17 protein-coding genes are annotated in these 19,920 nt (G+C 27.8%); 9 read left to right on the forward strand and 8 right to left on the reverse strand.

Annotated features, from left to right (window positions below):
- Positions 1 to 97: 97 nt before the first annotated feature.
- The gene (gene metF / locus AC2GW8_RS12720) at positions 98 to 1,054 is read left to right on the forward strand and encodes a methylenetetrahydrofolate reductase [NAD(P)H] (RefSeq protein WP_440880248.1); all 957 of its coding nucleotides are present in this window, start codon (positions 98 to 100) and stop codon (positions 1,052 to 1,054) included.
- An 818-nt stretch (positions 1,055 to 1,872) separates the two neighbouring features.
- Positions 1,873 to 2,364, forward strand: coding sequence for a hypothetical protein (locus AC2GW8_RS12725; RefSeq protein ID WP_440880249.1), 492 nt, complete (start codon positions 1,873 to 1,875; stop codon positions 2,362 to 2,364).
- Positions 2,365 to 2,760: 396 nt separating this feature from the next.
- Here the strand turns inward: AC2GW8_RS12725 and AC2GW8_RS12730 are convergent, their stop codons facing one another.
- The 4 genes from AC2GW8_RS12730 to AC2GW8_RS12745 form a co-directional block, all read right to left on the reverse strand.
- Positions 2,761 to 2,991: a hypothetical protein gene (locus AC2GW8_RS12730; RefSeq protein ID WP_440880250.1), complete on the reverse strand. Its 231-nt coding sequence runs from the start codon at positions 2,989 to 2,991 to the stop codon at positions 2,761 to 2,763.
- A 1,171-nt stretch (positions 2,992 to 4,162) separates the two neighbouring features.
- Positions 4,163 to 4,783: a hypothetical protein gene (locus tag AC2GW8_RS12735; RefSeq protein WP_440880251.1), complete on the reverse strand. Its 621-nt coding sequence runs from the start codon at positions 4,781 to 4,783 to the stop codon at positions 4,163 to 4,165.
- A 93-nt stretch (positions 4,784 to 4,876) separates the two neighbouring features.
- The gene (locus tag AC2GW8_RS12740; RefSeq protein WP_440880252.1) at positions 4,877 to 5,923 is read right to left on the reverse strand and encodes a M43 family zinc metalloprotease; all 1,047 of its coding nucleotides are present in this window, start codon (positions 5,921 to 5,923) and stop codon (positions 4,877 to 4,879) included.
- Positions 5,924 to 6,462: 539 nt separating this feature from the next.
- Positions 6,463 to 7,512 carry a zinc metalloprotease gene (locus AC2GW8_RS12745; RefSeq protein ID WP_440880253.1) on the reverse strand — a complete coding sequence of 350 codons (1,050 nt, stop codon included), beginning with the start codon at positions 7,510 to 7,512 and terminating at the stop codon, positions 6,463 to 6,465.
- A 537-nt stretch (positions 7,513 to 8,049) separates the two neighbouring features.
- On the opposite strand from AC2GW8_RS12745, the gene AC2GW8_RS12750 reads away from it, so the two are divergent.
- A complete protein-coding gene (locus AC2GW8_RS12750; RefSeq protein WP_440880254.1) occupies positions 8,050 to 9,081 on the forward strand; it encodes a S66 family peptidase in 1,032 nt (343 codons plus the stop codon).
- Positions 9,082 to 10,027: 946 nt separating this feature from the next.
- Positions 10,028 to 10,732 carry a hypothetical protein gene (locus tag AC2GW8_RS12755; RefSeq protein WP_440880255.1) on the forward strand — a complete coding sequence of 235 codons (705 nt, stop codon included), beginning with the start codon at positions 10,028 to 10,030 and terminating at the stop codon, positions 10,730 to 10,732.
- 121 nt (positions 10,733 to 10,853) lie between these two features.
- Here AC2GW8_RS12755 and AC2GW8_RS12760 read toward each other — a convergent pair whose 3' ends face one another.
- Positions 10,854 to 11,213, reverse strand: a complete 360-nt coding sequence (locus AC2GW8_RS12760) for a winged helix-turn-helix transcriptional regulator (RefSeq protein WP_440880256.1) — start codon at positions 11,211 to 11,213, stop codon at positions 10,854 to 10,856.
- Positions 11,214 to 11,676: 463 nt separating this feature from the next.
- On the opposite strand from AC2GW8_RS12760, the gene AC2GW8_RS12765 reads away from it, so the two are divergent.
- Positions 11,677 to 12,291 (forward strand): class I SAM-dependent methyltransferase, encoded by a 615-nt coding sequence (locus AC2GW8_RS12765; protein ID WP_440880257.1) that lies wholly within the window; start codon positions 11,677 to 11,679, stop codon positions 12,289 to 12,291.
- A gap of 60 nt (positions 12,292 to 12,351) precedes the next feature.
- A complete protein-coding gene (locus tag AC2GW8_RS12770) occupies positions 12,352 to 12,624 on the forward strand; it encodes an HU family DNA-binding protein (RefSeq protein WP_440880258.1) in 273 nt (90 codons plus the stop codon).
- Between the two features lie 322 nt (positions 12,625 to 12,946).
- Here the strand turns inward: AC2GW8_RS12770 and AC2GW8_RS12775 are convergent, their stop codons facing one another.
- The 3 genes from AC2GW8_RS12775 to AC2GW8_RS12785 all read right to left on the reverse strand — a co-directional run bounded on the left by AC2GW8_RS12775 (position 12,947) and on the right by AC2GW8_RS12785 (position 15,553).
- Positions 12,947 to 13,345 carry a GlcG/HbpS family heme-binding protein gene (locus AC2GW8_RS12775; RefSeq protein ID WP_440880259.1) on the reverse strand — a complete coding sequence of 133 codons (399 nt, stop codon included), beginning with the start codon at positions 13,343 to 13,345 and terminating at the stop codon, positions 12,947 to 12,949.
- Positions 13,346 to 13,451: 106 nt separating this feature from the next.
- A complete protein-coding gene (fdhA, locus tag AC2GW8_RS12780; protein ID WP_440880260.1) occupies positions 13,452 to 14,639 on the reverse strand; it encodes a formaldehyde dehydrogenase, glutathione-independent in 1,188 nt (395 codons plus the stop codon).
- Positions 14,640 to 14,716: 77 nt separating this feature from the next.
- Positions 14,717 to 15,553, reverse strand: coding sequence for a helix-turn-helix domain-containing protein (locus tag AC2GW8_RS12785; protein WP_440880261.1), 837 nt, complete (start codon positions 15,551 to 15,553; stop codon positions 14,717 to 14,719).
- A 539-nt stretch (positions 15,554 to 16,092) separates the two neighbouring features.
- Here AC2GW8_RS12785 and AC2GW8_RS12790 point away from each other — a divergent pair.
- From AC2GW8_RS12790 to AC2GW8_RS12800, 3 genes are all read left to right on the forward strand, one after another.
- Positions 16,093 to 17,382 (forward strand): sulfatase-like hydrolase/transferase, encoded by a 1,290-nt coding sequence (locus tag AC2GW8_RS12790; protein ID WP_440880262.1) that lies wholly within the window; start codon positions 16,093 to 16,095, stop codon positions 17,380 to 17,382.
- Between the two features lie 116 nt (positions 17,383 to 17,498).
- A complete protein-coding gene (locus tag AC2GW8_RS12795; RefSeq protein WP_440880263.1) occupies positions 17,499 to 18,320 on the forward strand; it encodes an oxidoreductase in 822 nt (273 codons plus the stop codon).
- Positions 18,321 to 18,778: 458 nt separating this feature from the next.
- Positions 18,779 to 19,276: a hypothetical protein gene (locus tag AC2GW8_RS12800; protein WP_440880264.1), complete on the forward strand. Its 498-nt coding sequence runs from the start codon at positions 18,779 to 18,781 to the stop codon at positions 19,274 to 19,276.
- Positions 19,277 to 19,920: the final 644 nt, after the last annotated feature.

The raw sequence follows: 19,920 nt of genomic DNA on the forward strand, positions 1-19,920 counted from the left end.
AACAAATAAAGCTTGTATTCCTTAAAGGTAAAGTGCTTGTAAGTTAGAATTTTAAATAGACATAACCAATAAAATAGCTCTTTATAAAGAGACATATATGAAAGTAACAGAACACATAGATAATGCTAAAGGAGAAACCTTATTTTCTTTTGAAATTGTACCTCCTCAGAAAGGCCAAAATATTGACGAATTATATAATAATATTGACCCATTGATGGAGTTTAAGCCACCTTTTATTGATGTAACAACCTCAAGAGAGGAGCATATATATATACCAAAACAGGATGGCTTATTAGAAAAAAAAATAACAAGAATGCGTCCAGGTACCGTCGGAATTTGTGCTTCGCTAAAGTATAAATACAATGTTGACGCAATACCTCATGTGTTATGTGGAGGGTTTACAAAAGAAGAAACAGAGTATGTATTAGTTGATTGTCATTATTTGGGGTTAGATAATATTATGGCACTTCGTGGTGATGCTAGGAAAGATGAACAATATTTTAAGCCCTCAGAAGGAGGAAATAATTATGCTTGTGATTTAGTGGAGCAAATAAATGATTTAAATAAAGGCAAATATTTACATGAAATTATTGAAACACCTTATAAGGCTGATTTCTGTATTGGTGTCGCTGGATATCCTGAAAAGCATTTTGAGTCACCTAGTTTAACAACAGATTTAAAAAGATTAAAACAAAAAGTAGATGCTGGAGCCGATTATGTTGTAACTCAAATGTTTTTCGATAATAAAAAGTATTTTGATTTTGTTAAAAAGGCAAGAGAAATAGGAATAAATGTTCCTATTATTCCAGGTATAAAGCCCTTAGCCATAAAAAAACATTTACAAGTTTTACCGCAGATTTTTAGGTTGGATTTGCCAGAGGAGCTTGTAGATGCAGTTGATTCATGCCAAAGTAATAAAGAAGTAAGACAAGTAGGGATAGAGTGGGCAATTCAACAAAGTAAAGAACTTATTAAAGGAGGGGTACCAGTACTTCATTATTATTCAATGGGAAAGTCAAGTAATATAAAAGCAATAGCCAAGGAAGTTTTTTAAGAAATCAAAATACAATTGCGAATAATAAAAAGATTTTATTGATCGATCGAATGATTATTATTTTTGTGTTGTTTTTGCTTTAAAATAGGAACTGCGCATTAATCTAGTTCATAGTATATAGTTAGAAGTTTGGTTAATACGCAGAATATTTATTAACAACCTTAACTTGCCCCTTAAACAAGTAAAAGCTGAACTTTAAAAATACATAAAATATTTTTATTAATGGTTAGGAATATCGTTTATGTTTAATATTAAGGGAGCTTTTATTATTTATAGGAAAACTTTAATAATATTAAGTAATTGATAAAAAGATTGTTGCTTGGGTTTGTTCAATTTTTTTATTATTAAAGACGAATTATTTTCAATTTAAATCGTACAAATACAAAGTTTGAAAAGTTCAAGAAAAGAAACTGCGCATTAACTTTTAATTAGAGTAATTTCTTAATTATACTGTTTGGTTAATACGCAGAAATTTTAAAATGCTCATACAAATTTGAATAAATAAAACGAAATAATAAATAGGTGATATTACTGAAAGTGTATCAGTAGATTTTTGTTTTTTAAATAGTAAAACTACTATTTGTGATTTTCAATCATTGAGACTAGGAATTAGTTTAATAAATGACTTCAAAAAGAATTGTATGTCTAATGTTGAATTAAAAGGGATAACTTACAAAAGTTAAATAACTATTTATTTTAAAAAAAAGCTTTGTTTAAGTAAATCAATTGTTTAGTGTTTATTGTAAAATAAGTGATGAATGAATTAGTAAAATTAATTTTAAATCAATATTTTTGATTACATAACTAAACCCATTACTATGATTTCAAAAACTATTAGTTCGTTATTTATTTTATTAGTGTTCGTTGTTTCTTGCAAACCAAAATTCAACGTAGAATTACATAAAGAATTAATGACAGTTCATGCTGACTTAGAAAAAGAACACGCAAAATTTAAAGAATCTCATAATGTTCTGAAAGAAAAACATAAAGTATGGCAGAATAAACATACATCTCTTCCAGAAACGGATTCACTTCACATTCAAATTGAAGAAAAGCATAAAACCTTAATTGAAAAACATGAAAAAATTATAGAAAGTCATAGTGTTTTGATGAAGAAGCATGCTGATATTGAGAGTAAGCATGAAAAGGGTACAATGACTGATGAAGAAGTAAAAGCAGAACACGAAGTGCTAAAGACCGAGCATGCTAGCATGCTTGCGGAGCATAGGAATATGGAGCAGGAACATAAAACTATGGAAACTGAACATGAAAAAATCATGAAGGAACATCAAAATCAAGAAACTAATTAATTCATAAAATAGATTTTCTATTAAAATTTTTATAAGATAGTTAATAGAGAGTAGTTCAAATATGATAAAACACCTATTTTAGGTGTTTTTTATTTTTAGAAAATAAAAGAATACATACCATGGTCAAAATGATTTTAAAATAAATAAAAAGGTTAGTTTATTATAAATAAGAACTGCGCATTAATTTAGTTCATAGTACAGATTGAAGTTTGGTTAATACGCAGATTTAAGATGTATAAGATACTCAAAGATAGTGAATTAAGTTATATGACGCAATTAGGGTTTTTACTGTTTTTTACTAGTGTTAACCATTAAGGGTTTTTTGTTTTTTAAATATATTCTAATGCTCTGAATATAAATTTAGACAAGAATGAAAATCGGTTATATTTAAAAAAATTACCTCTTTTTCCATTTCATATATCCTCTTACCATTAACAAGAAGTTAATGAAATGCATAACTGATAAAAACCATAATGAAGCCATTATGCATACAATAGTAGCCAAAATTTGCCCTAAAGCCATGACTGAATAACCTTTTATACTTTTTTGATTAATTAACTCAAAGGCAACTAAAATTAATATAGCCGATAAAATTTCTATGATTGTTTTTGGGAACTCAAACTCCATCTTTCTAGTTGTTTTAATTATTAAAAGTCTACAAAAATAAATATAAAGAATAATAGATAAAGTGTTTTTATTTGATTAAATAAGCTGAAGTACGTATAATAAACTAAGTTTTTTGTTACTTTTTAAATAATAAATACTGAAAGTAAAACACACCATTATTAACAAAATTATTAAAAATGACAGAAAACTGATTTACAATTTATAGGGTGATCAAAATAAAATTGTTTGACTCTTGTATGCATAAAACTGCGCATTAAACTATTTCAAAGTGTAGTTAGAAGTTTGGTTAATACGCAGTAGCAAACTAAATGAACCAAATAATTAAGATACTTAAATATACGAATAATAAAATGATAGTAGAAATAAAAATAATAAATAAGGAATAATTGGATAAAATACTAGATTTTTGAATCGAGAAAAACAACGAATATTTTTATTTGATACGATGAATTTAAAAGAATTGTTCGTTAGTTCGATATTATTCAAAAAGATATTTTTTTTATGAACTAATATAATATTTGATTAGCGGGGAATGATTATCGTGTGATTTTTAATTCATTCATTTTTTATGATATTTTTATTATTTTATAGAAAAAAATTAAATAAATTTGCTGGTGTTTAATAGTTACTGCGTGTTAACCAAACTTTCTACTATCTATATCCGACAACTCCATGAAGTGAGTTAATGCGCAGTTTTCCAAAGAGGCTTTATCGTATTTATTTGTCTATATATTTTTATTTAATAGTTCCTATATTTATTTTCATTATAACTTGACTACCATTTTAGCATAATTGCTTTTAGATGTTAATTTTAAGTAAATACATAAGCTTTAACTTTAAAACAAGAATGAATAGCTAATTTTTATTGAAAGAGATTGTTTGTTTTAAAAATAGATGGCTGGCAACACACTTTTACAGAAATTTAAAAATTTATTTATCTTTTATACTATCGTTTTAAAATTAAAAATTTCCTAAACTATTTTAGTCTAGAACTATACCTTATAAAACGATCATTAAATTTTTATTTACAGTAGCTATGATATCAAAAATAGTCAATAAGACTATGTCCTTAAAATCAGAAGAGCTCAGTTAAGAATTCTTCTGATTTTGTTTATCAAACAAGTTTTATTCTATTCTAAGAGGAAAAAATAAAACTCCTTGTTTTTTGATTTTACGTAGTTTCAACTGGTTTAATTTCAGTCACTTTCCATGCTAAAGTACCAGTATCGGGTTGCTCAATTTTCCAACGTATAACTTCAGTACCACCTGTCCCTGCTTCTGACTCTTGTTTATTCACTTTTACTTTACTTGGACTTTTCTGAATTTCCAAAATACAGTACATTCCAATTTCTACTGGTATTTTTCCAAGCGCTTTAACAAGAGTTCCATCTGATTTGAATACTTTATTAGTGTATCTAATCGTAAAACCTGAGTTTGGAATTACTGTTTCACTAACTTCTTTATCCTTGTAGATAAATAATTGGCTAGCGATAGTTTCTTCAGAGATAAAAAAACGACTCCCTGAAGCGCCTCCACAAACAAGGCTTCTTGGTATAGCGTGACTATCTATCATTGTCGCCTTTTTATTCCAAGAGCTATGTTTCGTTTTACCTTTTAGATTTCCTTTATTTTCGACACTTTCACTAATCTGACCATCCTCTGGTAAAATTCCGCCAATATCCTCATTGTTCTTTTGTCTAACATTTGCAACCGTTAATTTAAAGTTAGTTTCTTTGTAGCTAGCCGCAATAAAGTTTACTTTTGTTCCGGTAGGAATTCTTTCGTTAATCATTTATGTATTTATTTTTTGAAAATAATATTAATTTAATCTTAATCATTTTTTGAATCAAAAAAATGTATTAATTCGAAAAATTATTGTTATTTTTTATTTTATTAAACGATCCCTACCTCCTCCAGGCTTGAAGGTAGCTCTCATTCTTTCTACTTGCCCAAAAGTAAACATATGCATGCATTCATCATTTACATAATCCATGTAATTCATGAACATTAAACTTGTTTGGTATACTTCCTCTTTACCGCTAATTTTACAAACGATATCTTTTATCAAGGGATATGATGGACAATCATAATTGGGGTTAGAGGCATTTGGAGTATCATCTACGCCATCACCCAATTGACAGTATGTTGCTCCGCTTTTTTTATCGTTAGGTCCCCAGATATGAGATAAGTTTAAATAATGACCAATTTCATGTACTAATGTTTTACCTTGAGTATAGTCGTTTTTAAAATTATGACGTCCAAATGCTTTATATGTAACGACAACACCGTCATTAGAATCTCTTGTTTTGTATGGGTTCCAGGCATATCCTAAAATAGGATTGTCACTATTTGTTCCATAAATAGTATTGCATACATATACATTTAAGTACTTTTTGGGTTCAATAATTTTAGATCCTTCTTTTGGATTTTTTATAAGCTCTTCTGTTTTGTGCCAATTAATAATATTAGACTCTTTATTTATAATCTTATGAGTAAAAAATTCAATTTTAGGATTTGCCATTAAATCTTTAAATTCATCTGGAATATTTGATTTATCTAGCTTTTTGGGGTTATAGGCATCGTTTAAGGCGTTAATTTGGGATTGTATTATTTCTTTAGAAATTTTAGGCATATCTCCACTTCTCACAATATGAAATATAATTGGGACTTTTATAACGGGTAGGTCTTTATTATTTGACTTATTAAATTGCCCTGTTAAAATTTCCGTTTGTTTTTCAAGATGCTTTATTTTTTCTGCTTGCCCTTTGTTTTTGACTATTAAGTCTTGATCTGTGATTTCTTCATATCCGCAACTTCTTTGGATATATGCATAAGGGTCTTCATTTGTATTCTCAAATTGATTGCTTGTTTTTTCGCATGATACTAATGAAGTTAAAAGTAATAGAATGTGAAATAGATTTTTTTTTGTCATTATTTGTATTTTGAGGGCAAAGCTATTTTGTTTCTTGTGATCAATATTTATTATTAAAGCTCAATTTTATTTAAAAAATGATTTTATTTTGAATCGTATTCATAACATGTAGTAAAAGTAATTTTATAGTATTTTGATAAGTAATTGCCCACAGAAACACTTATTACACTGACAAAAAATAGCAACTATTTTAATTTTTTTTTAAAAGCTAAGGGGTAAAATATTTATTATTAACTAACAAACGTTTTAAAAAATAACGGTATTTATCCTTTTTGTTTTTTTGTGCATTCAAAATAAAAAAGATCGTAGATATTCTGTATTCGAAATTTATTAAGAGACGGAGGTTCTTCCAATTTGTATATATGAATGTAAAATAATTCTATATGATGACTAATTTTTTAAACCGTAGCGGTATTTTTTATAAGATTATTATACCTAAAGTTAGTTATGTAATTGATTAAGTTATGTAATAAAATTAATATTGCTTCATTAAAGGTCAATGAAGCAATATAGGTACAAAATATTTAGGGCTTATTTTTTTATTTTATTAGACGATCTCTTCCTCCTCCAGGCATAAAAGTAGCTCTCATTCTAGCTACTTGACCAAAAGTAAACATGTGCATGCAAGAATCGTCAACATAGTCCATGTAATTCATAAACATTTCATTAGTTTTAGACTTTTCTTCAATATTTCCAGTTCTGCAAATAATATCTTTTACAACAGGGTATGTAGGACAACCAAAGTTAGGGCTTGCAGCATTGGGAGTATCTTTTACGCGGTCTCCAAGACGACAATAAGTTGCACCTTTTTTATTGGTAGGTCCCCAGATATGAGATAAATTTAAATAATGACCTATTTCATGGACTAAAGTTTTACCTTGATTATATTCGTTATTTAGATTGTGGCGACCAAAAGCTCTGTATGAAACAACAACCCCATCATTAGAACTTCTGGTTTTATATGGGCTCCATGCATATCCTAAAATAGGGTTATTAGTATTTGATCCATATATTGTATTACATACATATACATTTAAGTATTTTTTTGGATCAATAATATCAGAACCTCCTTTTTTAGAATTTTTTATAAACTCATCTATTTTATACCACTCAGTAACGTCAGATTCTTTGTATATAACTCTATCAGTGAAAAATTCAATTCTTGGATTCGCCATTAAATCTTTGAAAAATAATGGAATATTTGATTTATTAAGTTTTTCGGGATTGTAAGCAGCGTTTAAAGCATCTATTTGTGATCGGATTAATGCTTTTGAAATTAAAGGCATTTTTCCGCTTCTTACAATATGAAAAATGATAGGAACCTTTATAATTGGTAAATTGGTTTTATTTTTTTTTTCAAAATTACTAGTTAAATTTTTGGTTTGTTTTTCCAGAGCTTTTATTTTATTTAGGTGGTTGTTATATTCAGTTGTATTTTCTATATTTTTATCTATGTTTTCTTGATGTCCACATCTTTTATAACTATTCAAGTATGTAGTTTCATCGATATTTTTCAAATTTTCATTGGTTTTTTCACATGAAGTTAACACAGAAAAGAGTAATAGAAAGTAATTTAATTTTTTTATCATTATTTTTATTTTGGCAGCAAAACTAATTTAAACACTACTTTATCTTTTATACATTTTACCTATGTAACTGAATTTTTTTAATAGCCAATGAAAATATGTATTTGAGAATATAAAGTGTAGCAGATTTATTTACCTACAAAAAAGGATCATAGAAAAACTGCGCATTAATTTATTTTCATGAAGTGGTTGGGTATAGGTAGTTAGAAAGTTTGATTAATACGCAGGATTATTATTCTTGAATAACTAAAATTAAACAATAATAATTTTAAATAAAACAAGTGTTAATGCTGAAAAACACACACTGTATTAATACTAATTTAATCAGGGGAACCCCACTGTGTAAAATCTCTTTTGGATATAATTCAAATATTCAAACTATGAATTATTAAAAGTATCATTGAAAAAGATTTTTGTTTAAATGAAAAACATATTTGATTGATGACTTTTTATGCTATAAGTTTAGTGTTATAAAATTTTTATTTTTGTTAAAAAATGATACTAAGTTATAATTTTAGCCTATTTGAAAAGAATAAAAAAATGATAAAGCCAAAGAAATTAAAAAGAGGAGATAAGGTTGCTACAATTTCACTTTCTTGGGGAGGGGCGGGAGATATTCCAAAAAGATATGCTGAAGGGAAGAAGCAATTAGAAAATATTTTTGGTTTGAAAGTAGTTGAAACAACAAATGCATTAAAACCATCAGAATGGATTTATGAAAACCCTCAAGCTAGAGCACTTGATTTAATGGAAGCTCTTGAAGATAAAAGTATCAAAGCAATAATTTCAAATATTGGGGGGGAAGATAGTATTCGAACATTACCATTTATTGATTTGGAATTAATAAGAAGCAATCCAAAAATATTTCTAGGTTTTTCAGATTCAACAGTAACTCACTTTTGTTTTTATAAAGCAGGAGTTACATCTTTTTATGGAACATCAACTTTAGTTGGTTTTGCTGAAAACGGAGGGATGCATCAATATCAAGTGAGCGATATAAAACGAACTCTTTTTTCAAGCAAAAAGATTTATGAAATAAAACCTAATTTAAATGGTTGGACTTCAGAAAGACTTGAATGGAAGGATGATAAAAATCAATTTATAAAAAGAAAGTTAGAAAAATCAAAAGGATGGCGTTTTCTTCAAGGAACTGGTAAGGTAAAAGGAGTTTTATTAGGAGGGTGCTTAGAAGTTATGGAGTTTATGAAAGATACAGATTTTTGGGTAAAACCTGCTGATTGGAAAGAAAAAATAATGTTTATAGAAACATCCGAAGCAAAAATGACTCCTGTTAATTTTAAGTGGATAATGCGAAATTATGCAGCTTCAGGAATTTTAAAAAATATCAAAGGATTAATCATGGCAAGACCTTATGATGATTTATATTGGAAAGACTATGATGCAATTTTATTACAAGTAATACATGATGAAGAGGGGCTAATTGACTTGCCAATAATTACAGGAATGGACTTTGGGCATACGTGTCCAACATTTACAATACCAATAGGGGTAAAAGCGGAAATTGATTCAGATAAACAAGTATTTTCAATTTTAGAAAGTGGAGTAGTTTAGTGGGTATGTATTTTCTGAATTGAAGTTAAAAACATGATTTTTTGAAAAAATAAAAACTGCGCATCAATTCATTTCTTTCGTAGTAAAGTTTGGTTAACACGCAGCGTATTTAAGATCAATATAAACTCTAATCATCCCAAAAGTGGGTAACTAGTAATCAAAACAAATATAGGTAAAAAAGAAGAATAAATAGAAAGTACTTAATTATTATTTACTTATTAATTGATTTTTAGAATCTTAATGTGTTGTTAGTCATTTTTTAATTAGTCAAATAAGATAGTAATCAACTTATTAAAAAATAGTTGTTTTACTAGTTGTTTAATAAAAAGTAAAAGAGAAAAAGATAGGTGTATTTATGATAAACAGAATTAGGCGGTTTACAATTTCACAAAATAACTAATGATCTACTTTTTAAATAGATTGATATTGTTTATTTATCAATTAGCGTTCTCTATAATTTATTTATGAGTTCTATAAATCTTTGTAGGATATTCTTGGATATTTTTTATATGATTAATATTCTATATTTGGCTAGAATTAATACTTATTTTATTCTCTTTTGATAAGAAAAAATAAGAGGTTACAAAAGTATAGAGGTGGTATAGGGGTTTATAGTTAAAAGGAATTAATAGTAAATAAAATTATTAGTTTTTTATTTATAAAACTTCTTAGACTATTTATTTATATCCTGATGTTTTTTGTAAAATTAGTTTCTAGTGATTTGCATTGTTTTGATTTTTAATTATGCATTCAATATTGTATTTATTGAGTTTAAGAAAATAGACTCTGTAATTTATTTTTCTAAAGGTAGTGTTAAATTATAAGATAGAACTTAGGTTCTCTCAGTATAAAATAAAAAATAGACTTACTTTTGCCTCCTTTTTTAAACGAAATCTACTTAGGTTAAAAAAAATGAGAACAATGAGAAATAAAAAGAATAAAAATTATGATAACTAATATTGATAAAGAACCTAGAGAGTATCTAAATGAACTTTTATTATATGCTAACTCTATGATAGAAGCTTCTGATAATAAAGGCTATGAAAACCTTGAAGAATCACCAGAATTATCAAATACATGGTATAATGTAAGTGAAAAATTTCAAGCTTTAATAGCAAATATAAAAATGGTTGAAAAATTACCTGATGTTGAAATTCCTGATTTAATTGAAACACTTGAAGATACTTTAGAGGAATGTAAAATTGCTTATAAAAAAGTAGAATCCGGAGAGGTAGAAGAGGTAAATAAAAAGTCTAAAAACGAGGATAAGAGTAAAGAACTTAAAGTCAATGGACTTTCAGCTAAAATTAACGCTTTACCAAATAGAGCAACTATGGCAAAGAAAGGAATCAAAGGAAATCAAAGTATTTCAAAAGCGAATAAAACTAAATTAACGAGCTTTTGTCAACAAATGATAGACTTAAAAGAAGATATGCTTCATAACGATGGTAATGCATTGATTAAATGGATGGAGTTATTTAATAAGCTTTTAGATTTTATACAAAATTTAAGTGAAATAAAACCAGGAGAGTATATGGCATTAATTCAATTGAGAGTTATTGATTCAGTAGGAGACATTGCCTCAATAGTTGATGGGGGAGAAATATGTAATGAAGAATTACCTCAAAGAATTTTAGAACAACTAAAGTAAAATTTTAATAAATAAGAAAAACTATCTGTCAATGAAATTATTTTTCAAGACAGTTTTTCTTATTTATTAAAAATAAGTTTAAATAATTCTTCATAAGTATTTATTATTGGTTTGGTAATATTTAATTATGTTGTTTAGCAGGAAGTTGATCACCATATTTTTCTGCAACAAAATCTCCCCAATCAGCAATAGATTTTATTATAGGGATCAGAGTTTTTCCAAAGTTGGTTAATGAATAGGTAACTTTTAAGGGCGGTTTAGTTGTATGAACTGTTCTGTTTATTAAATTATCTTTTTCAAGAGACTTTAGCTGTAAACTTAGCGTTCTTTCAGTCACTGTAGGCATAAGCTTTCTTATTTCATTATATCTTAATTTGTTATTCATTAAATGAAATAAAATAACTGTTTTCCACTTACCTCCTATAATTCCCATCGTTAAACTTGCGCAACATGGATATTCGTTTCCTTTAAACTTTAGCATTTTAATATAATTTAAGCTATTATTTTTTATTGTCATTACAAATATAAAACAAGAATTCAGTTTAGCACTATAAAAAGTATAGTGTTGTTGAATTGTAAATTCTTTATTTAAAGATAGTTCTTATTAAGGTTATTAATTTCTGAATTTATTTACTTAGTTTATTGATTTTTAACAAATAACATCAAAAAAACATAATAAATATAAAGTTTAAAATACTGCATCGTGTTGGATTGCCTCAATGAGGTCGGAATAAAATAAAGTAAAGCGAGCATTATTAAAACTTACAGCTATAATAAAAAGTATAAAGGTTGAACTAATTAGGGGCTTTGTCAAGGTAATAAAAACGAAATTGATAATTTAATTAGAATTAAATCTAATAGATAATTTTTTTGATATAAAATACTTCTATAGTATTGCAAAGCTTTACTAATTATTAGTTTTTTGCATGACAAATATTTAAAAAATGAAATTTGATAAAAAAACACATTGGGATAAGGTTTATAAGACCAAAACATCAGATCAAGTAAGTTGGACTCAGCCTATACCTACAACATCACTAAACTTTATAAAATCATTTGGATACAATAAAAATATTAAAATAATTGATATTGGGGGAGGGGATAGCCTTCTTGTTGATTTTTTACTAGAAGATGGTTATACAAATATTACTGTACTTGATATTTCATCAAAGGCAATTGAAAAAGCCAAAAATCGTCTTGGTGTAAAAGCAAAAGAAGTAAATTGGATCGTTAGTGATATCGTAAGTTTTGAGCCAGAAACCAGTTATGACATTTGGCATGATAGAGCAACATTTCATTTTTTGAGAGAACAACCAGAAATAAATAATTATTTAGAGCTATTAAAAAAATATGTTAAGGGGCATATTGTGATAGGAGTATTTTCAGAAAAAGGTCCATTAAAATGTAGTGGATTAGATATTGTACAATACAGTGAACAAAACTTATTAATAGAAATAGAAGATGATTTTGAGAGGTTAAATTGCTTTACTGAAGACCATATAACACCCTTTGAAACCAAGCAAAACTTTTTGTTTTGTAGTTTTAAGAAAATTGAATGATGATTTGTTTTTTATGTTTATTTTTTTAATTTGTAATATAATTTTAAATAAACCAAACTTATGAACAAATCAGAATTAATAGATCAAATAGCGTCTAAAGCCGATATTTCAAAACAAACAGCCTCGTTGGCTTTAGATTCTTTTATCGATGGATTAAAAGAAAATTTAAACAAGGGGGCAGAGGTTAGGATAGGAGGGCTTGGAACTTGGTGTGTTGCAGACAGAAAAGCAACAGAAGGAAGAAACCCGAGAACAGGAGAAAAAATTTCAATACCAGCACACAAGGTAGTGAAATTTAAAGCTTCAAAAGAGTTAAGAGAGTGCGTCAATTAAGTTTTAATTTCAGCGAGAATTATAAATATTGTTGCAATGTTTCTGTCTATTTAAAAAGTATTTCAAAAAACTTAAAGTATTTTAGTTAACTAAGTTACAGTTATGAATTTACAACTACTGAGTTTTTTTAAAACAGTAAAAGTTTTACTGTCAGATAATTGTTAATTATAGAATTCTATTTTTCAATGAAGAAAAACTTTTTTAATTTTCTGAAAGAGAGCTGATCTTTGAAGATTTCTTTTTTTAAGGTTAAAAAGAAACAAGTTTAGAAGTATCATATAATACCTCTAAACTTGTGTTCTTAATGCTACTTGTATTTTTCTTAAATTGCTAAAGCACCTGCTTCTGCTACCGTATGATCATTTTCTACTGTGCTTCCACTAACTCCGATTGCACCAATAACATTACCGTTGGCATCTTTTACAGGTACTCCTCCGGGAAATGTAATTAATCCGTTATTTGAATGCTCGATATTGTATAAAGAACCACCTGGTTGTGATAATTCACCAATAACTCCAGTATTCATATCAAAGAAACGTGCTGTTTTAGCTTTTTTAATAGAAATATCTAATGAACCTAACCAAGCTCCATCCATACGAGCAAAAGCTACCAAATTTGCGCCTGCATCAACAATTGCAATATTCATTTTTGTATCTAATTCTACAGATTTATTTTTAGCTGCTGAAATCATTTCTTCAGCTTGTTTTAATGTAATACTCATTTTTATTTATTTTAATTATTTTTAACTTCTGATGCAAATTTACAAATATATTTAAGTTCGTATTTTGTTTAAAAGTTCATTTGGTTATGAAAAAAGCTCATTTTTGTTAAGCTATTAACCCATGAGGATCAATTACAAATTTTTTGGCCACTCCTTTATCAAATTCAGCATATCCTTTTGGAGCATCCTTTAAACTTATCACCTCTACATTAACCGCCTTAGCAATATCAATTCTATCATATAAAATAGCGTTCATCAATTGTCTATGATATTTCATTACCGGACATTGCCCTGTATGAAAAGAATGCGATTTAGCCCAACCTAAACCAAATCGGATTTTTAGACTTCCTTGTTTTGCTTCATTAGCTTTAGCTCCAGGATCTTCAGTAACATATAGTCCTGGAATTCCTATTTGACCGCCAGCCCTTGTTATTGCCATAGCCTGATTAAGAACAACAGCAGGTTTTTCTTCAAAAGATTTTCCACTATGACTAACAGCTTCGAAACCAACACAGTCTATGAAACAGTCTACTTCAGGAATACCTACGATCATAGCTATTTGCTCTTCTATTGGAATGCCATTTGCAAGATTAATAGTTTCACATCCAAAAGTTCTTGCATGCGCTAATCGTTCTTCATTTAAATCTCCAATAATAACAACTGCTGCACCTAACAATTGACAACTAGCAGCTGCTGCTAAGCCAACTGGACCAGCACCAGCAATGTATACAATTGAACCTGCTTGAACCCCTGCTGTAACTGCTCCATGAAATCCTGTTGGCAGAATATCTGAGAGCATTGTCAGGTCTTTTATTTTTTCCATAGCATGATCCTTATTAGGAAACTTTAATAGATTAAAATCTGCATACGGAACCATAACATATTCTGATTGACCTCCTAGCCATCCGCCCATATCTACGTAGCCGTATGCTGCTCCGGGTCTTTCAGAATTTACGTTTAAACAGATGCCCGTTAATCCTTGTTTACAGTTTCTACATCGTCCGCAAGCAATATTAAAAGGTACAGAAACTAAATCTCCTTTTCTAATGAATTCAACATCATTTCCGCATTCGATAACTTCACCAGTTATTTCGTGTCCTAAAATTAGACCAGGTGAAGCAGTTGTTCTACCTCTTACCATATGTTGATCTGAACCACATATGTTTGTTGAAACTACTTTTAATATAACTCCATGTTCGCATTTTCTGTCACCCAAAGCTAATTTAGGGTAGTTTATTTCTTTCACTTCTACTTGTCCTTGGCCTACATAAGTTACGCCGTGATTTTTGCACATAGTAAATATTTTTTAAGATTGTTATAGCTCCAAAAATATTCTTTCATCGCTAAAAATGCTTATGAATAAAGGTCAAATTAGATCTCTGAAGGATTTATCCCAAAACGTTTTTTAAAAGCAATACTAAAGTTTGATAAGTTATTATAACCAAAATCAAGATAAATGTCTGATGGAGTTGTGTTTTCGTCAGATAATAGCTCTTTTACTTTTAATAAACGTTTTTCTTTAAACCACCTTCCTGGAGAGCACCCATATTCTTTAACAAACCGTCTTTTAAAAGTCGACAAGCTCATATTACATAAAAAAGCAATCTCTTCTAAAGCCAAATTGGAGTGTATATTTTGATTGATTACTTTTTTAAAAGGAGATATATCTTCGTTTACAAGCGAATGTAAGTAAGCTTCAAATGGCTTTTTATATTTATTTAACAGGTATAGTAGTAACTCTTCAAATTTAACAGATAGTAAATTTCCTATAAATAACGGAGGAGCAGTCATAATTGTTGATAGTGAATTCAGATAGGTGTCTATATAAGAGTCATTTCTTATAACAAAGTGTGAAGGTGTAATTTCTTTTTCTGAAGTTGAATTCACATGTTTATTTAAAAAGTCTTGTAATCTTTTTTCAGAGAAAAATAATAACTTACAGTAATAATTTTCTTTTTCCTTATCTATGAGTTCACTCCAAATACAATTTCCTTTTTTTATAAGTAATGATTGACTATTATTAATTTTTATGGAATCTTCCGCTAGATTTACTTGTTTCTCACCTGTCTGCAAAAAACTAAACATATGTCTCGTTAGAGTTACTTTTGTTTTAACGATATTATGTTGCATTTTTAAATCATATACGAATAAGTCTTTTAAATCGGTGGCTTTTTCAATATATATTTCAGGAATATTTTCTATTGGCATTTAAATTATTTTAGGGGTTAAATAAATTCTCTGTAAAAATAAAAAAACAGTCCATTTTCCATCTACAAAATTCATCATTATGTAACTTTACGTAATGATTTAACAGAAAAGATGAAATTATTACAGTATGAGATATTTTTAAGGTGTTTTTTTTTGGCTTATTCAAAAAAACATCTTAAAATTAATTTTTTGTTAATTCTTTGTGAAGATAAATTTGTAGGAAATGGAATTTTAAAAGTTTTGAAAATTTTTATAAAAATTGATAAAACTGCGCATTAACTTCTCTCATGAAGTTATGGGTATAGATAGTAGAAAGTTCGGTTAATACGCAGAATCCTTAATAAAATTCAAATTTACGTATTTATAAAGAAAAATATGATAGATAATACTACTAGTTTTTATTAAGTATAAACCATTAAGTAACTTCAAAATATTTATTGTTCTAATATAAAAGAATATTATTTTTACTTAAAAAAAATCAAATTAAACTTTTTTCACAAAAAAAGGTCAAAGTATAAAGTTAAAAAGTGAAATAAAAAATGATAGAGAAATTAAGCGTAACATTTGTGATTCTTATATTACTATTTTCTTGTTCTAAAGAAGACACAAATATTGTTGATTCAGGAATAAACCCTCCAAATATCCTTTTGATTATTGCTGATGATTTAGGCAAAGATGCAATAAATGGATATGCAGAGGGAAGTATCAAGCCAGCTACACCTAATATTGATGCGATAAGAAAATCGGGATTAACTTTTACTAATTTTTGGGTTTATCCTACATGTACTCCAACAAGATCTTCAATTATTACAGGTAAGTATGGCTACAGAACAGGCGTAAAATGGGCAGGAGATATCTTAAATAATACGGAAGAAATTTTACATCATTACATTAAGGAGCAAACCAATAATCAATATCAGACAGCTTTAATAGGAAAATGGCATTTGGCAGGAAATGTTAATACAACATTCAATCCAGAAGTTCTAGGAATGGATTATTATGCTGGGTTATTATCTGGTACAGGAGATTATTCTGCATGGAATTATTCAGAGGATGGAGTTGTTTCTGTTGAAAATGAGTATATAACTAAAAAACTTACTACTTTGGCTAAAGATTGGATAAATAATCAAACAAAACCATGGTTTTTATGGTTAGCATATACAGCTCCACATACTCCTTTTCATATACCTCCCAATGAAATGCACTCACAAGGAAACTTACCAGAATATATTCAAGGAATTGACCCAATTCCATACTATATGGCTGCAATTGAAGCAATGGATTTTCAGATAGGAAGATTATTAGAAAATATTTCAAAAGATGTAAAAGAAAATACAATTATTATTTTTATTGGAGATAATGGCACACCAAATCAAGTAGCTCAAATTCCTTATACAAATGATAAAGCAAAAGGAAGCTTATATCAAGGGGGAATTAATACACCAATGTTCATTTCTGGCGCAGGAGTTAATCGTCAAGGTGTCGACAATAATCTAATTAATGGGACAGACTTGTTTGCAACCATTGCATCATTATCAGGGATAAATGTTGATGTGATTTATGATAGTAAGAGTTTTACATCCTTGTTAAAAGATAATATTGATATTAGAAAATTTCAATACTCTGAAATGAGTAACGAAATTGATGAAATTTGGACTATTAGTAACGGAACCTATAAATTGATTGAAAATAAAAAAGGGAATATAGAATTATTTGATTTATTGATTGACCCTTATGAAGAACATAATTTAATAGGTAAAACATTAAATAGTAATGAAATTGATGCGAAACAAGAATTGGAAAACGAATTGTTAAAAATACGAAATTAAAAGAATAAAAAATATCAGTAAAAAGTATTATAGAAACAATAAAAATAACACAAAGTCAAAAGCAAATGATTATAACTTTGCTTTATAGTTCAATATAAAGTAATAATCGAAACAATATGAAAAAAGTAATTCTAATAACAGGAGCATCTTCAGGAATAGGTAAGGTAACAGCATTACAATTAATTAAAGAAGGACATATAGTATACGGGGCTGCGAGACGTTTAGATAATATGAATGATTTACTTCATGCAGGAGGAAAGTCTTTACAGTTAGATATTACAGACCCAAAACAAATTCAGTCAGTAGTTAGTCAGGTGATTGAGGAACAAGGTAAAATTGATGTATTATTTAACAATGCAGGATATGCTGTTTACGGTGCTCTTGAAAATGTAGATCTTGAAGATGCTAAAAGACAATTTGAAGTAAATATTTTTGGTTTATCGGAAATCACAAAGGCTGTTTTACCTCATATGAGAAAGCAAAACAGTGGTACTATTATAAATACGTCATCAATGGGAGGAAGAATATATACGCCGCTCGGATCATGGTACCATGCAACGAAACATGCTCTTGAAGGCTTGTCTGATTGTCTTAGACTGGAATTAAAACAATTCAATATCAATGTTGTTGTTATTCAGCCTGGAGGTATTCATACAGAATTTGGAGATGTATTGACCGGTCCTCTGGTAAAAAGAGCAAAAGGTACTGCATATGAGGAGATGACAAATACCGTGGCAAATGCTACAAAAAGAATGTATGACAAACCAGGAGAACTTTCGCCTCCTTCAGTAATTGCTGATTTGGTTAGTAAAGCTGTTAATACATCAAAACCAAAAAATAGATATGTTGCAGGAAAGTTTGCAAAACAAATGATGTTTATTAGAAAATATTTTGGAGATAATGTATTTGATAAACTTATTATGAATACGGTTAAATAATTTATTTCTACATAAAAAGTATAATGTATGCGGTGCTAATTATTAAGTGCTAGTTTGTTTATGAGTTACTTTTTTCTCGTAATTGATTCTTTATTATAATATGTAATTACATACAATTATTGAAAATACAATAGTTCTAAATTGATCTCAAGTAGGTATGGAGTTAATATTCATAAGTAGTCAGATTATTAAATTTTAGTTACTTTATATAAATTTTTGCTGTATTATAAAGTCTGTTAATAGATATTAAGAATAGATTTTTTTTAGAGAAAAATATAGGTTTATAGGATTGATTAGTATTTGTTAGTTTTTTAACTTGAAAAAAGAAATTTTGGAAAAAATAATGTTAAAGGATTTTACGAGAAGAACAACTCGAGAAATCACATAAACAATAATCGCTTTTTAAAAGCAGAATATCAGTATGCATAAGATAAATTTTTATAATTAATTTTAAATAGATGGATTTAGATTTTATAGAATATATAAATAATTGGGTAAAGAGTGAGGTAATTCAAGGTAGAATAATGATAGGTATAGGAATTTTATTATTATTTGCCTTTTTCGGAATATTGCAGAGTCAGAATGAATTATTAAAAGGAACATTAATACCGTTAGGTTTACTGATTTTACTTCTAATTGGTTATGGAAGTTATATATTATACAGTCGACCTAACCATGCTGAACAAAGTATTTTACTTTATCAGAAACAAAAAACAGAAGCCATTGAAAAAGAAAGAATAAAACATATAAATGATAATAAAGCAGGGAAGTTTCTAATGAAATTTGTTTATCCAGTATTTATGATATTGTTTGCAATACTATTAGTGTTTATTGATAATAGATACTATCAGGGTATGAGTTTAGGTTTTATCTTACTGTTTTTATCTACTTACATAGCTGATTATGGTTTTGTTTCTCGTTCAGATGAATTTTTAACTTTTTTAAATAACTTTTAACTTAAAAATTAAAAACGATAGAATTCAAGCTACTATAAAGTACAATGTACCTATTTGCGTTGAAATACGAATTTATTTAGACTATTTTGTTTAATCTGTTTTATAAAGAAGTAGAAAAGAAAATGGTATTTTAAACTGTAAAAACAATTGTTTCCAGAACTATGAGAATAACATTTATCAACTTTTAAATAGAAAAAAAGACCTTACAATACCAATAAATACTAATACTTTACGCTGTTTATTATCTATTTTTTAAAAACTTTTTTCAGAGATCAAGGGCTTTTTTTGATATACTAAAATTTCAAAAAAATTTTTTTTTATGTAAGGTGCTGTATACTAGGTGTGGTTAACAATAGTGAATATTTTACATTTATGATTAACCTTTTGTTAACAATTATTAGAAAAAAATATATATAAATTTGATCAACTTTAAACCCCTCAGAAAATGAAAAAAAGAAAATTACTTTCTTCTACTAAGCATAAAATCGTACTTATCACATCTGAAATTTTTTCTATAAAGAAGGCCTGATTGTTGGCTTTTAAGAGTGAGAGCTTTGTTTATATAATAAATATTTAAAAACTGTTTTCCTGTTTAAAATCACATTAATGCGATTCGAATTCACCATAGTTTACAATTGATTATT

This window comes from Tenacibaculum profundi, assembly GCF_057162725.1.

Bases quoted from the DNA above. Each gene is read 5' to 3' on its own strand.
- metF (WP_440880248.1), top strand. From the start codon at position 98: ATGAAAGTAACAGAACACATAGATAATGCTAAAGGAGAAACCTTATTT.
- AC2GW8_RS12725 (WP_440880249.1), top strand. From the start codon at position 1,873: ATGATTTCAAAAACTATTAGTTCGTTATTTATTTTATTAGTGTTCGTT.
- AC2GW8_RS12730 (WP_440880250.1), bottom strand. From the start codon at position 2,991: ATGGAGTTTGAGTTCCCAAAAACAATCATAGAAATTTTATCGGCTATA.
- AC2GW8_RS12735 (WP_440880251.1), bottom strand. From the start codon at position 4,783: ATGATTAACGAAAGAATTCCTACCGGAACAAAAGTAAACTTTATTGCG.
- AC2GW8_RS12740 (WP_440880252.1), bottom strand. From the start codon at position 5,923: ATGACAAAAAAAAATCTATTTCACATTCTATTACTTTTAACTTCATTA.
- AC2GW8_RS12745 (WP_440880253.1), bottom strand. From the start codon at position 7,512: ATGATAAAAAAATTAAATTACTTTCTATTACTCTTTTCTGTGTTAACT.
- AC2GW8_RS12750 (WP_440880254.1), top strand. From the start codon at position 8,050: ATGATAAAGCCAAAGAAATTAAAAAGAGGAGATAAGGTTGCTACAATT.
- AC2GW8_RS12755 (WP_440880255.1), top strand. From the start codon at position 10,028: ATGATAACTAATATTGATAAAGAACCTAGAGAGTATCTAAATGAACTT.
- AC2GW8_RS12760 (WP_440880256.1), bottom strand. From the start codon at position 11,213: ATGCTAAAGTTTAAAGGAAACGAATATCCATGTTGCGCAAGTTTAACG.
- AC2GW8_RS12765 (WP_440880257.1), top strand. From the start codon at position 11,677: ATGAAATTTGATAAAAAAACACATTGGGATAAGGTTTATAAGACCAAA.
- AC2GW8_RS12770 (WP_440880258.1), top strand. From the start codon at position 12,352: ATGAACAAATCAGAATTAATAGATCAAATAGCGTCTAAAGCCGATATT.
- AC2GW8_RS12775 (WP_440880259.1), bottom strand. From the start codon at position 13,345: ATGAGTATTACATTAAAACAAGCTGAAGAAATGATTTCAGCAGCTAAA.
- fdhA (WP_440880260.1), bottom strand. From the start codon at position 14,639: ATGTGCAAAAATCACGGCGTAACTTATGTAGGCCAAGGACAAGTAGAA.
- AC2GW8_RS12785 (WP_440880261.1), bottom strand. From the start codon at position 15,553: ATGCCAATAGAAAATATTCCTGAAATATATATTGAAAAAGCCACCGAT.
- AC2GW8_RS12790 (WP_440880262.1), top strand. From the start codon at position 16,093: ATGATAGAGAAATTAAGCGTAACATTTGTGATTCTTATATTACTATTT.
- AC2GW8_RS12795 (WP_440880263.1), top strand. From the start codon at position 17,499: ATGAAAAAAGTAATTCTAATAACAGGAGCATCTTCAGGAATAGGTAAG.
- AC2GW8_RS12800 (WP_440880264.1), top strand. From the start codon at position 18,779: ATGGATTTAGATTTTATAGAATATATAAATAATTGGGTAAAGAGTGAG.